Annotated in this window: 12 protein-coding genes and 1 pseudogene; 5 read left to right on the forward strand and 8 right to left on the reverse strand. The window is 63.0% G+C overall.

Features of this window, described 5'->3' with window-relative positions:
* Positions 1-450 (reverse strand): annotated as a pseudogene (locus tag BLX41_RS35285) (glucose-6-phosphate dehydrogenase); the annotation flags it as partial.
* Positions 447-1,427, reverse strand: coding sequence for a phosphogluconate dehydrogenase (NAD(+)-dependent, decarboxylating) (gene gnd / locus BLX41_RS13405; protein ID WP_123725270.1), 981 nt, complete (start codon positions 1,425-1,427; stop codon positions 447-449). The pseudogene BLX41_RS35285 and the gene gnd, both read right to left, overlap by 4 nt.
* Positions 1,428-1,907: 480 nt before the next feature.
* Here gnd and BLX41_RS13410 point away from each other — a divergent pair, with 480 nt between their 5' ends.
* From BLX41_RS13410 to BLX41_RS13435, 5 genes are all read left to right on the forward strand, one after another.
* On the forward strand, positions 1,908-2,090 hold the full coding sequence (locus tag BLX41_RS13410) for a DUF6026 family protein (protein ID WP_123725271.1): 183 nt from the start codon (positions 1,908-1,910) through the stop codon (positions 2,088-2,090).
* 236 nt (positions 2,091-2,326) lie between these two features.
* On the forward strand, positions 2,327-4,069 hold the full coding sequence (locus BLX41_RS13415; protein WP_123725272.1) for a phosphoethanolamine transferase CptA: 1,743 nt from the start codon (positions 2,327-2,329) through the stop codon (positions 4,067-4,069).
* 547 nt (positions 4,070-4,616) lie between these two features.
* The gene (locus BLX41_RS13425; protein WP_123725273.1) at positions 4,617-4,841 is read left to right on the forward strand and encodes a hypothetical protein; all 225 of its coding nucleotides are present in this window, start codon (positions 4,617-4,619) and stop codon (positions 4,839-4,841) included.
* 320 nt (positions 4,842-5,161) lie between these two features.
* Positions 5,162-5,836 carry a heavy metal response regulator transcription factor gene (locus tag BLX41_RS13430; RefSeq protein WP_123725274.1) on the forward strand — a complete coding sequence of 225 codons (675 nt, stop codon included), beginning with the start codon at positions 5,162-5,164 and terminating at the stop codon, positions 5,834-5,836.
* A complete protein-coding gene (locus tag BLX41_RS13435; RefSeq protein WP_123725275.1) occupies positions 5,833-7,260 on the forward strand; it encodes a heavy metal sensor histidine kinase in 1,428 nt (475 codons plus the stop codon). The genes BLX41_RS13430 and BLX41_RS13435 overlap by 4 nt, the downstream gene beginning before the upstream one ends.
* Here BLX41_RS13435 and chrA read toward each other — a convergent pair.
* The 6 genes from chrA to BLX41_RS35290 all read right to left on the reverse strand — a co-directional run.
* Positions 7,257-8,450, reverse strand: a complete 1,194-nt coding sequence (gene chrA / locus BLX41_RS13440) for a chromate efflux transporter (RefSeq protein ID WP_123725276.1) — start codon at positions 8,448-8,450, stop codon at positions 7,257-7,259. The two genes, BLX41_RS13435 and chrA, sit on opposite strands and share 4 nt — an antisense overlap.
* The gene (locus tag BLX41_RS13445) at positions 8,450-8,941 is read right to left on the reverse strand and encodes a GNAT family N-acetyltransferase (protein ID WP_123725277.1); all 492 of its coding nucleotides are present in this window, start codon (positions 8,939-8,941) and stop codon (positions 8,450-8,452) included. Before BLX41_RS13445 ends, chrA begins: the two co-directional genes overlap by 1 nt.
* Positions 8,942-9,099: 158 nt before the next feature.
* On the reverse strand, positions 9,100-10,227 hold the full coding sequence (gene zapE, locus BLX41_RS13450) for a cell division protein ZapE (RefSeq protein WP_123725278.1): 1,128 nt from the start codon (positions 10,225-10,227) through the stop codon (positions 9,100-9,102).
* Between the two features lie 118 nt (positions 10,228-10,345).
* Complete coding sequence (locus BLX41_RS13455) at positions 10,346-10,684, reverse strand: nuclear transport factor 2 family protein (protein ID WP_123725279.1); 339 nt, start codon at positions 10,682-10,684, stop codon at positions 10,346-10,348.
* 52 nt (positions 10,685-10,736) lie between these two features.
* Positions 10,737-11,456 carry a helix-turn-helix transcriptional regulator gene (locus tag BLX41_RS13460; protein ID WP_123725280.1) on the reverse strand — a complete coding sequence of 240 codons (720 nt, stop codon included), beginning with the start codon at positions 11,454-11,456 and terminating at the stop codon, positions 10,737-10,739.
* A gap of 217 nt (positions 11,457-11,673) precedes the next feature.
* On the reverse strand, positions 11,674-13,199 hold a 1,526-nt coding region (locus BLX41_RS35290; protein ID WP_259744860.1), incomplete at its 5' end, for a TonB-dependent receptor domain-containing protein.

Raw genomic sequence — 13,199 nt, forward strand, 5'->3', positions numbered from 1 at the left:
CAGCAACCCCGAAGCCCCCAGGCGCTGCACCACTTCACTGAAGAAGCGCGGCGCCGTGGCCAGGTAGAACACCGCGTTGCCGGTGCCGCTGGCGGCAATCCGCGCCGCCAGTTCGGCATAGGTGGAGTCGTCGAGGAAGTCGCCCTGGACGTAGCTGATGCCACGGGTCAGGCGGGCCCAGACGGCGGCGTCCACGGACGCCCCCTGGCCTTGTTTGTTGAGCACTTCATCGCGAAGGAAGTCTTCCAGCAAGGTGGCGAACTCAGCGTCGCTCACCGCGTTGTGGTCGACGCCGACAATCCGCAGCCCCTCATCCAGCAAGCCGTCGCGGCTCAGGTTGTACAGCGCCGGAGTCAGCAGGCGCTTGACCAGATCACCGCGGGCGCCGAACAGGAACAGCGTGGTCGGCGGCGCAGGCAACGCCTTGGACTTCTTTCGCGTAGAGGTCATTTCTTACCGGTCTCCACATGGCCGCCAAAGCCGAAGCGCATGGCTGACAGCAGTTTGTCGCCGTAGGTGCCCTGGCCGCGGGAACGGTAGCGGGAGAACAACGAGTTGGACAGCACCGGAACCGGCACCGCCTGTTCCATGGCCGCTTCGATGGTCCAGCGCCCTTCGCCACTGTCGGCCACGGCACCGGAAAAACCGTCAAGCTTCGGATCGCCGGCCAGGGCATCGGCGGTCAGGTCCAGCAGCCAGGAGGACACCACGCTGCCGCGACGCCAGACTTCGGCGATGTCCGCCACGTTGAGGTCGAAGCGCTGATCTTCCGGCAGGATGTCCGAAGACTTGGTCTTGAGGATGTCAAAGCCCTCGGCGAAGGCCTGCATCATCCCGTACTCGATGCCGTTGTGGATCATCTTGACGAAATGCCCGGCACCGGCAGGGCCGGCGTGGATATAGCCACGCTCGGCACGATCGTCATCGGCAACGCGGTCCTTGGTCCGTGGAATCGAACCCAGGCCGGGGGCCAGGGCCGAGAACAGCGGGTCCAGGCGCAGCACTTCATCGGCATCACCGCCGATCATCATGCAGTAGCCGCGCTCCAGGCCCCAGACGCCGCCGGAGGTGCCGACGTCGATGTACTTCAGGCCTTTTTGCGCCAGATCCCGGGCGCGGCGGATGTCGTCCTTATAGTAGGTGTTGCCGCCGTCGATGATCACATCACCCGGCTCCAGCAACTGGCTCAGGGTGTCGATGGTCTCTTCGGTGGGTGCGCCGGCGGGCAGCATGACCCAGACCGCGCGGGGCTTTTCCAGGCCGGCCACCAGGGCCGGCAGGTCGGCGACGCCCTTGGCGCCTTCGGCGGCCAGGGTGCTGACGAAATCGGTGTTGCGGTCAAAGACTACGGTCTCGTGCCCATTGAGCATCAGGCGCCGTGCAATGTTGCCGCCCATGCGGCCCAGTCCAATAATCCCCAGTTGCATGTGCTGATGCTCCTACTGCAAAAAAATTCAGATCAAAAATGTATAGCCCAAAGGGCTGGGTGCAAACGTCGAGGGGCGCAACTATACAAGGCGAGACGCTCCAAGACAGCGCAATCTTCAGACAAAACGCCAGTTTTTGCGGCCACCTGCGTGCAATGCGGCGCGCCCAAGCCCGATCACTTGCCCCAGCCGGCGCGGACTGCGTGAAGATTAGTCCCGACACTGGGGACGAAGTTTCTCAGAACTTGAGGGGATAACGACGCAAAACGCCAGGAAGGCACAACGACCACGAAAAATAAAAAAGTTCCAATTACTCAGAAAAGAAATAAAATTGCCGCCATCAAGCTGCGTGAAAACGTCACGCGTGAAGGCAAGACGGTTGCCTAACACAGTAGTTTTCGCGCTGCCTGCGATAGTGCTTTGCGCAAGGGATGCGGCCAGCAGAGCATAGATGAGGCATACCAGTTGCGAGGTGAAGCAATGGGCACAGTACTACCGGCACGACCAGCACAAACTCTCTACGTGACCATTCGTCGTGACGAATTGCGCCAACTCAAAGACGAGCGCGATCAATTGCAACGGGAACTCGCCCAATTGCGCCTGATGTTGCAGAACCAGGGACAAGCCCCCGTAGTCACGCTGCACCGCCCCTGCGCGAGCTGAACCTCGCCCCGGAACGCAGGCCCAGCCTGCGTTCACTGCTCGACCCTCTCTCCCTGCCCCGCAAAGCCTGCTCCGGCCGCCTGATACGCCGGACAAAAATCCAACATTGCGCTAACGAACTTTTCACACTTGCCTGTCGATACTCGCGGCCATTGTGGCCGTCTTGTTACAGAAGACGGCCTTCATCGCGACGCTGAACCGGCGCGCAATGATCACGGAATGGTGGGGAGCGCTCAATGGCATGGTTCAAACGCAGTAACACGTCTGCGACAGGTTTTGACTGGATGGGGCTGCTCTGGCTGTTCCTGTTCTTCTGGTATTTCTCCGGCATCACCCAACTGCTGATTCAACTGACCGACACGTCCGGCTTCGCCGGTTTCCGCCAGGCGTTCTTCATGAGCGCCATCTGGCTGGCACCGATGCTGCTATTCCCGGCACGCACCAAAGTCATGGCCGCGGTGATCGGCGTGGTGCTCTGGGCCTGCTCCATGGCCAGCCTGGGCTACTTCTTCGTCTACCAGCAGGAGTTCTCGCAAAGCGTCATCTTCATCATGTTCGAGTCCAACCCCTCCGAAGCCGGTGAATACCTGACGCAGTATTTTGCCTGGTGGATGCTCCTGGCTTTCCTGGCCCACACTGCCTTCGCCCTCTTCCTCTGGACCCGCCTGCGCCCGGTATACCTGCCCCGGGGCCAGGCCCTGGTGGCTGCCGTGGCGATCCTGGTGGCCATTGTCGGCTACCCGCTGGTCAAGCAAATCGCGCGCACCGACACCCTGGCGGACGGCCTGGAAAAGTTCGAAACCCGTATCGAACCCGCCGTGCCGTGGCAGATGGTGGTCGCTTATCGCCGCTACCGTGAGCAACTGGAGGGCATGCAGGGCATGCTCGACAGCGTCAGCAAGATCCCGCCGCTGACCAACCTCAAGGACAGCATGGCCAACCAGCCGGCCACCCTGGTGCTGGTGATCGGCGAGTCCACCAACCGCCAGCGCATGAGCCTCTACGGCTACCCCCGCCAGACCACCCCGGAGCTGGACAAGCTCAAGGACCAGTTGGCGGTGTTCAACAACGTCATCACCCCGCGCCCCTACACCATCGAGGCGTTGCAACAGGTACTGACCTTCGCCGACGAAGAAAACCCCGATCTCTACCTCAAGACCCCGTCCCTGGTCAGCGTGATGAAGCAGGCCGGCTACAAGACCTACTGGATCACCAACCAGCAGACCATGACCAAGCGCAACACCATGCTCACCACCTTCTCCGAGCAGGCGGACGAGCAGGTGTACCTGAACAACAACCGTAACCAGAACGCCCGCCAGTACGACGGCGACGTGCTCGAGCCCTTCTCCAAGGCCCTGGCCGACAGCGCCCCGCGCAAGTTCATCGTGGTGCACCTGCTGGGCACCCACATGAGCTACCAGTACCGCTACCCGCCGAGTTTCAACAAGTTCACCGATCGCCAGGGCGTGCCGGCCGGCGTGCGTGACGATCAACTGCCGACCTACAACAGCTACGACAACGCGGTGCTGTACAACGACTTCGTAGTCTCCAGCCTGATCAAGGACTACGCCAAGACCGATCCCAACGGCTTCCTGCTGTACCTGTCGGACCACGGCGAAGACGTCTTCGACTCCGCGGGGCACGACACCCTGGGACGCAACGAAGGCAAGCCCACAGCGCCGATGTACACCATCCCGTTCATGGCCTGGGCCTCACCGAAGTGGCGGGAAACCCATGACTGGAGCTTTGCCTCCGACCTCAGCCGCCCTTACAGCAGCTCCCAGCTGATTCATACCTGGGCCGACCTGGCGGGCTTGAGTTTCGATCAGCTGGACCACAGCCGCAGCCTGGTCAGCGACAGCTTCAAGCCGCGCCCGCTGCTGATTGGCGACCCCTACTCGCGCCAGAGCAAGCCGCTGATCGATTTCAGCCTGATGAAGCCCAAAGCGCCGACGGAAGCGACCGTGGTACAGAAGTAAGAACCCGACTCAGGGGTCGCAACGGCCCCCCACACCCGCCCCTACGCAACAGCCCCCCTTACACCCGTAGGAGCCGGCTTGCCGGCGAAGAGGCCGCCAAGCCCTGCGCCGACCTCGCAGGCACCTTCGCTGGCAAGCCAGCGCCTACCGGGCCGCCCGTCCCTACACAACAGCCCCCCTACACCCGTAGGAGCCAGCTTGCCGGCGAAGAGGCCGCCAAGCCCTGCGCCGACCTCTCGGACGCCTTCGCTGGCAAGCCAGCTCCTACCGGGCCGCCCGTCCCCACGCAACAGCCCCCCCTTACACCCGTAGGAGCCGGCTTGCCGGCGAAGAGGCCGCCAAGCCCTGTGCCGACCTCGCAGGCACCTTCGCTGGCAAGCCAGCTCCTACGGCCAGCTCCTTTCTGCGGACACATGATGTCAAGAATGTAATGTCCCGTTCAGGCTGAAGTTAACCCTCACTTAATACACTTCGGTGAAACTTCTCCCATCACTTCTTGTGCAGGGACGAAACAAGTTATCGAACACTCTTAAGCAGGAAACACAGCATGAAACTTTCAACTTTGGTATTTAGCGGCTTGATTCTGGCCAGTTCCAGCGCAGCCTTTGCCGAAGGCGGAGCCGAGCATATGCAACGCTTCTATGACAACTTCCGCGTCGCCCAGCAACAGGTTCACGGAGATAAGACCGAGAACACCGCCAAGGCCGAACAGAAGAAAACCGACCCGCACTATTCCACCTCGGACGCCAAGCAACAACGGCCCGACGCCTGATACATCTTTAACGAAGTACCCACTCTGGACAATGTGCTCCTTTGGCAGAGATGGACGTTTGGCGCCCGCCCCCGGGCGCCTTTTTTATATCCGCCGGCAACCACTCTGTCACGACAATGACCGCAACATTACAACTCCGTCATCCACCACTTTCCCTGCGCTCGTTCAACTAGCATGCCTGCGCCCGAGCGTTCACCGCTGATCGTGTCACCTGGCTAATCCTATGAATTGGCTTATTAATTTTGTTGACCCTTTAGTTACTTCAGGCTTCACCCTGCACTCATTCGATATTACCCAAGCGGTTTGGAGAGGATCTGGCAATGCGCATTCTGGTGGTTGAAGACGAACCCAAAACAGCGGACTACCTGCATCAAGGCCTGAGTGAGAGCGGCTATATAGTAGACCGCGCCAATAATGGCGTGGACGGCCTGCACCTGATACAGCAACAGCCCTACGAATTGGTGATCCTGGATATAAACCTGCCGGGCAAAGATGGCTGGCAAGTATTGGAACATATGCGTGGACATTCTCCGGCCCGGGTCATGATGTTGACCGCTCGCGGCCGTCTGGAAGACAAGGTCAAGGGCCTGGATATGGGCGCCGATGATTATCTGGTCAAACCTTTTCAATTTCCCGAATTACTCGCCCGGGTTCGGACCTTGATTCGTCGCAGCGAACCCGTGGCCCAACCGCAAGTATTGCAAGTGGCCGACCTGCAACTTGATCCCCGGCGCCATCGAGCGTATCGCGGCAACCGGCGGATAGATCTCACCACCAAGGAGTTCACCCTGCTGCATGTATTGATGCGCCACTCGGGGGAAGTGCTGACCCGCACGCAAATCATTTCCCTGGTCTGGGACATGAACTTCGACTGCGACACCAATGTGGTGGAAGTCTCCATCAGCCGCCTGCGGGCCAAGATCGATGATGCCAGTGAGGTCAAGCTGATCCACACCCTGCGTGGTGTCGGTTATGTCCTGGAAGTGCGCCAATGACCCCCCACCCGGCAGCACCGACCAACAGCAGCCTGTCCATGCGCCTGGGGCTGACCGTCAGCCTGATGGGGGCGGCCCTGGTCCTGCTGCTGGCGACCCTGGCCTATCTGGCCCTGAGCCACGAGTTGGGCAACCTGGCGCGCAAGGGCCTGGAGAGCAAGCTGGAGCAGATCCAGCACAGCCTCACCAGCGACCTCAAGAGCAGCGACCTGGCCGCCCGCCCCCACTCCCTGCTGGACCTGGTGATGGGCCACGACAATCTGCAATTGAACATCCTGAGCAGCGATCCACAGGCCGAGCCCCTGCTCGACGTCGGCGGCATGGCTCAGCAACCGCTGCCCCTGGCCCTGAGGGAGAACACCGCCGAAGGATACCTCGACTGGCGCGACAGCCGCGGCAACCAACTGCTCAGCGCGACCCGATCAATGAGTTTGCGCAACGGCGAGCAGGTGCGGGTGGTATTGAGCCTGGACCGCAGCAACGACCAGGCACTGCTCAGCGCCTACCTGCGCTCCACGGTGATTGCCCTGCCCCTGTTGCTGTTGCTGATCGGCATCGGCGCCTGGCGGCTGGTGCAAAGGGGCCTGCTCCCCCTGCAGCAGTTCACCCGGGTCGCCGCCAAGGTCACCACCCAGGACCTGACCCATCGCCTGAACCTGGACAAGCTGCCCCGGGAACTGGCGGAGCTGGGCCAGGGCGTCAACGTCATGCTGCAGCGCCTGGATGGCGGTGTGCAGCGTCTGTCGCAGTTCTCCGACGACCTGGCCCACGAACTGCGCTCGCCCATCAGCAACCTGATGGGCAAGGCCCAAGTGACCTTGTCTCGGGAGCGCCCTGCGGAGGAGTACAAGGCGGTGCTGGAAGCCAGCATCGAGGAGCTGGAGCGGGTCACGCGGATCGTCGCCGACATGCTGTTCCTGGCCCAGGTCAGCCAACCGGCGTCCCAGGCCCGCTTCGCCCGGGTGTCCCTGGCCGAGGAAGCGCAGCGGGTCATGGACCTGTTTGCCCTCAGCGCCGAGGACAGGCAACTGAAGCTGGAACTGCGCGGTGACGCCTGGGTGCTGGGAGATCGCCTGATGATCCAGCGGGCCATTTCCAACCTGCTGTCCAATGCCATCCGCCATTGCCCGGACCAGGGCCGGATCGACCTGCGGATCGAACGCCAACTGCAGAGCGTGAGCCTTGCCGTGGGCAATCCCGGGCCGGGCATCGCCGCCTGCCACCTGCCCCATCTGTTCGAGCGTTTCTATCGGGTCGACAGCAGTCGCACCCGAGCCGAAGGCGGCACCGGGTTGGGGCTGGCGATCGTGCGCTCGATCATGAACCTGCATCAGGGGCGCACCGAGGTCGAAAGCGCACCGGACAGCCGCACCGAGTTCCGCCTGGTGTTTCCCAAGCTCGACCCCGCCTTGCACGACGCTTAGAGCAGCCAGCCCCCCAGCGCCGCCCCCAGCAGCACCAGGGCCCAGGGCGGCAACCGGCCGCTGCGCAGCAACACCAGGGCCAGCAGCACCGCCAGAAGCTCCGGGAGCCCGGTCACACTGCTGGTCCACAGGGGTTGGTACAGCGCGGCCGCCAATAGACCCACCACGGCGGCGTTGACCCCGGCCAGTGCAGCCTGGATATCCCGACGATGGCGCAAGGTTTGCCAGAAAGGCAGCACACCGATCACCAGCAAGAAGCCCGGCAGGAAGATTGCCACCAGGCAGATCATCGCCCCGAGCCAGCCGTCGATGGCCGAGCCGATGAATGCCGCGACGCTGAACAATGGCCCTGGCACCGCCTGGGCACTGGCATAGCCAGTCATGAACAACGGATCACTGATCCAGCCTGACGCCACGACCTGGCTCTGAAGTAGCGGCAAGACCACATGCCCACCGCCAAACACCAGAGCACCGATGCGATAAAAACCGTCGAACAGGCGCAACCAGGCATTTGGCCAATGCGTCGCCAGCCAGGGCAGTACCAGCAGCAACAGCACTGCCAACCCCAATGACAACCAGCCCAGACGCCGACTGCCCCAAGGCGCCAGGGCATCCTGCTCGGGTCGTGCCACCGGCGTGATCAGCGCAACACCCACCCCTGCCGCCAGCAGCATCGCCAGCAATTGTCCGCCCAGGCCTGGCCAGCGCAGCACCAGACACGCCGCGAGCAGCGCAATGGCGATGCGCAAGGGGCCACGACACAGGCTGCGGGCCATCCCCCAGAGCGCCAGGGCAACCACCGCGACCGCCACCAATTGCAAGCCCTTGAGCACCCCGGGAGGCACTTCGCTACCAATGCCCCGCGCCAGCAAGGCCAGCGCCAGTGCCGACGGCAAGGTAAAACCGAGCCAGGCGCACAAGGCACCGGGCAGACCTGCGCGCGACAGCCCAAGGACGATACCGACCTTGCTGCTGGCCGGCCCCGGAAGAAACTGGCACAGGGCGACCAGCTCGGCATAGGCCGCCTCTCCCAACCAGCGACGGCGCTGGACGAACTCCTGGCGGAAATACCCCAGATGCGCCACCGGTCCGCCAAACGACGTCAGCCCCAGGCGCAGAAACATCAGGAATATCTGCCAGGAGGTTTCCTGGGCCCTGGAGGCTTCAGACGAGGGCGTGACATCGGACATTACAAGGCTTTGCTCCAGAACAGCATGCGGCCATGGGCGGGATCGAGCATGGCATTGGCGAAACCGCAGGCCTGGTAGGCGGCCTGGGCCCGGGCGTTGCCTTCCAGCACCTCCAGGGTGATCTTGCAGCAACCCCGTTGCCGGGCGATGTCCTCGACCTTCTGCAGCATGCGCTTGCTCAGGCCCTGGCCGCGAAAGCTGTCCAGCACCACCACGTCATGGACATTCACCAGCGGCCGGCAGGCGAAGGTGGAAAAGCCTTCGAAGCAGTTCACCAGCCCCACTGGCTGGCCACCGGCAAAGGCCAGCACGCTGAACGCCTGAGGTCGCTTGGCCAGCTCTGCCGGCAGTTGCTGAAGCTGGTCCGGCGCCAGGGGCTGGCCGCCGCCCATGGGGTCCTGGGCATAGTGATTGAGCAGCACGCCTATGGCTTCGGCATGCACCGGGTTGCTGTAACTGGCTTGCAGCACCACGACATCGGCAACGTCCATGTTCATCCTCGATCAACGCATTGAAAGTGAGCACTCAGGGCTCAGGCAGCCTCGATTGTAGGCTGGGGGATTTGACCAAACGAAGATTTTTCACCCACTTGCAGCAGAAAAATCCTAATGATTGGCCAGGATGAACCCCAGCCGGAAGCCTTTCCCCCTCACGCACCAGGCGGCGTGGCAAACCGTTGCAGTTGCATTTCCTGCAGGCGGCTCAAGGTGCGGCGGAAGGGAAACTCCAGGTAACCCTCGGTGTACAGCTGGTCCATCGGTACCTGGGCCTCCAGATAGAGCGGCACCTTGCGGTCGTAACATTCATCCACCAGGGCAATGAAGCGGCGCACGCTGTCGTCATGGATCGACAGTTGGGGCAATTCGCGGTCCCCCGCCACCACCCGCTGGGCGCCATCCTCGGTGCCTCGGGCAATGCGTCCCGGGCGTTGCTGGGCACTGAGGTTGGGGACCTCGCTGAGGAGGATCGCGCTGAACCTGTCACACAGCGCCATGAAGTCCATGGCGGAAAACGGCTGTTCGCACAGATCGGCAAAACGGCACCAGATCACGCTGCCGGCGGCCTTGACCACCTGCACCGGCCGATAGCCGATCAACAGCGGTTCAGTGGAGACCGCCTGGCCACTGCTCAACTGCTGGAACAAGGGTTCCAGGGCGCTGGGCTGGCCCTCGGCACTGAGCCAGTAGCGCTGCGCGGCAACCCCCGGGTGCAGACGGTGATCCTGCTCGCCGTCCACCGCCACCACTTGCATATGCTGGCTGATGGCGCTGACTGCCGGCAGGAAACGTTCACGATTGAAGCCATCGGCATACAACTGCTCGGGAGGCTGGTTGGAGGTGCAGACCATGACCACGCCCTGCTCGAACATCACCTGGAACAGGCGCCCGAGAATGATCGCATCACCGATATCGTTGACGAACAACTCATCGAAGCACAGTACCCGCACCTCTTCGGCGAGCTCGCGGGCCAGGGCCTGCAAGGGATCGGCGGTGCCGGTGAGCTGGAACGAACGCTGGTGCACCCAGCCCATGAAGTGATGAAAGTGCTGACGCCGCGCCGGCACCCGCAGGCTCTGGTAGAACTGATCCATGAGCCAGGTCTTGCCCCGCCCGACCGCGCCCCACAGATAGACCCCTTGTACCGGCGTGTGCCCCTGATGCAGGGCTTCGTGGCAGTGCTGCAAGGCTTGCACGGCCCGCGCCTGTGCCTCATCGGCAACGAAACCGTCCTGCTCCAGGGCATGCCGATAGGCGCTCAGGGGGGAATCGAATGGCATGGGCCGCTGGCCTCCCGGCAAAAAAGCCGCAGTATGCCATCGCCACCCGCTCCATGTAGGAGCCGGCTTGCCGGCGAACCGGCCAACACCCCGTGTCGACACACTGCCCCGACAAGCCTCAGCGGGAAATATCCAGCCGCGCAATCCGCCCCTGTGGGTCCAGGCGAAAGGTGTAGCGCAACGCCTGGGAGCTGTCGGAACAGTCGCCACAGACCAGACTGTCCAGCAACACCTTGCCGGTGCGCTGCTGGACCCCGAGGATCTGCAGCCGGGGACGCTGGCGGTGGCTGGCGTCCATCCAGCGGGCAATCTCCTGCGGCCCTACCCGGTGTTCTCGCTCGTCGAACACCTGGGCCTCGGCGGCAAAGATCGCTGCCGCCGCCGAGCTGTCGCCGGTATTGGCAGCCACCACGTAAGCACGGATGGCCGGGGCCAGTGAAGGGTCGATTCCTGACATGACAAAAGCTCCTGGTGAGTCGATGAGCGCGCCATGTTAAGAGCCCTCTGCGTCACTTCCTGTCAGGAGTGAATTGACTGCCCTGCTCGTCCCCTTGCAAGCCTTTGCGCCAGGCCCGCAGCCAATCGCTGCGCCGCCCCGGATAGGCTTGGCCCTGCTCCTGGGCCGCGGCGATGCGGTCGGTGCGAAAGGTCCGGTAATCGCCCCGCAACTCGCACCAGGCGACGATCACCCGGGCCTCGTTGAGAAACCCCAGCGCCAGGGGCCAGATCAGCCGCTGGCTGGGGTTGCGGTTGACGTCGGCATAGTCGATCAACAGCTTGGCCTGATGCCGGATCGCCTGACGGAACACGTTCAACGACACAGTGTTGTCGGGAAAGCCCCAGCCCGCCGGGCCCGGCAGCAAGGTCGGGTTGCGCAAGGCGTCCTGGGCCGCCGGGGCCAGCACCGCGGCAATCTTGGCCATGGCATCGGCGGCGGCCTTGCTCAGCACCTCATCGCCGCGCTGATCGACGTAACGCAACCCCAGGACCACGGCCTCGGTCTCGTCGGCATTGAGCATCAAGGGCGGCAGGAACAGCCCGCTGCGCAACACATAGCCGATGCCCGCCTCACCGTAGATCGGCGCGCCCAGAGAAGTGAGTTCGGCAATATCGCGGTACAGGGTGCGCTCGGATACCTCCAGCTCCGCCGCCAGGGTGGCCGCGGTAACGGGACGGCTCTTGCCCCGCAGCATCTGCAACAGGGTGAGTAAACGGCTGGCTCGCGACACCTTGGGTGGACTCCGGAGAAAAAACACCGGCGCAGAATATCAGAGCCTCCTGACAGTCAGTGTCAGGAGGCTTGTGGGGCGAGACAGGCAATGCCCACGGATGCCACGGGGCCCGAAGCGTGCTCCACAACGGTTGGTGGTGGCGGTGTCGAAGAGCACGCCACCGAGGAAGACCTGCTGCGGGCCTTTGCCTGGCCCTTGCCCGGGCCCGGGACACTCAGTAGGCCATGCTCCAGCTCAGGGTGTAGGTGCGGCCACGGCCCTGGTAGTCGTACAGGTAGTCCGGCCCATAGGTCGGTGAGTAGAACAGCTTGGCGCGCTGGCCCCAGACGGTGCTGTATTGCTTGTCCAGCAGGTTCTGGATACCGCCGCTGAAGGTGCCGAACTCGGTGTCGTGGCTGCCCAGCAGGTCGAAGGTGGTGTAGCCGTCGATGGTGTTGGGGGCGTCGACGCTGTGAGTGGCATCGATGACCTTGACCGCATCGTCCTTGAGGGTGAAGGCGTGGTTGCCCTGCAGGCGAACGTTGCTGCTGTCACCCTTCCAGCCGACAAAGGCGGTGAGTTTCGACAGCGAGGCATAACGGGCGTCGCGCTTGCTCCAGCCGCCGTTCTGGTTCTCCTCCTCGGAACGCACGGCATGCAGGGTGCCGCCCACTTCCCATCCGCTCTGGAAGTGCCGGGTCAGGGCGCTCTCAAAGCCGTAGTCGCGGCTTTTCTGGTCCTTGACGTCAATGGTCAGGGTGGCCTGGTCGGTGGTGATCACCTTGTCCGACCAGATGTAGTACAGCGCCGCCTGGGCATCCCAGTCGCTATCGGAGAAGCGCCAGCCGGTTTCCACCTGGCGGCTCTTGATCCCGGCCAGGGGGTTGTCGTCGACGCTCAGGCCCGGCTTGCCGTAGAACTTGGCCGGGTCCGGCAGATCGAAGCCCTCGCCGTAGTTGACCCAGAGCTGATGACCGTTCTTGAAGTCATAGATGCTGCCCAGGTTGTACAGGTTGACCGCGTATTCGTTGCTGCCACCGGGGACGTTCTTGAAGCGGCCGACATCCACGTCCATCTGCTGACGCCGGTAGCCGCCGGAAACCGTCAGGTTGTCGGTGGCATGCCAGTCCAGCTGGGCGTAGCCGGACAGGCCGTCGACCCGGTAGCTGGGATAGCGCGGCGCCTTGCTCAGGGTCACCAGATCCAGACCGCCACTGTCCGAGGAAATCCGCTGATCGAAGGTGCTCTGCTCGGCATTGAAGCGCTCCCGGTCCAGGTCCACGCCGTAGGTGAGCTTGAAGGCATCGAACTCCTTGGCAAACAGCGCCTTGAGGCTGGTGACCTCGAAATTCTGCTGCGACGCGGCAAAGTACACGCCCTTGGAGCCCGCGGGACTGCCGCTGTTGTAGTAGGGGAACGGGAAGAAGTTGTTGTCTTCCTTGCGGTACGAGGCCTGCAGGTAGAAGTCCTGCCCCAGCACATCGCTGTGGTGATAGTTGGCGTTGAGCAGCAGGCGCTTGGTACGCGGCTCCAGGTCGGTGGAGTAGCCGCCCCGCAGCTCGGCGTCTTCCAGGTTGGACGGTGCCCGGTACTTGAGGTTGGGGAAGTAGATCCCGGTGCTGCCATGGTTGCCGGAGTCGTAGTACTGGGCCAGCAGGTCCAGGCTCTGCTCTTCGTTGAACTGCAGGGCCAGGCTGCCCATCAGGTCCAGGGTGCGGTTGTACTGCAGGTCGGTCTGGGTGTTGTCGATGAAGATCTGCT

Origin of the sequence: Pseudomonas protegens, from assembly GCF_003732485.1 — a bacterium.
GTDB lineage: Bacteria > Pseudomonadota > Gammaproteobacteria > Pseudomonadales > Pseudomonadaceae > Aquipseudomonas > Aquipseudomonas protegens_B.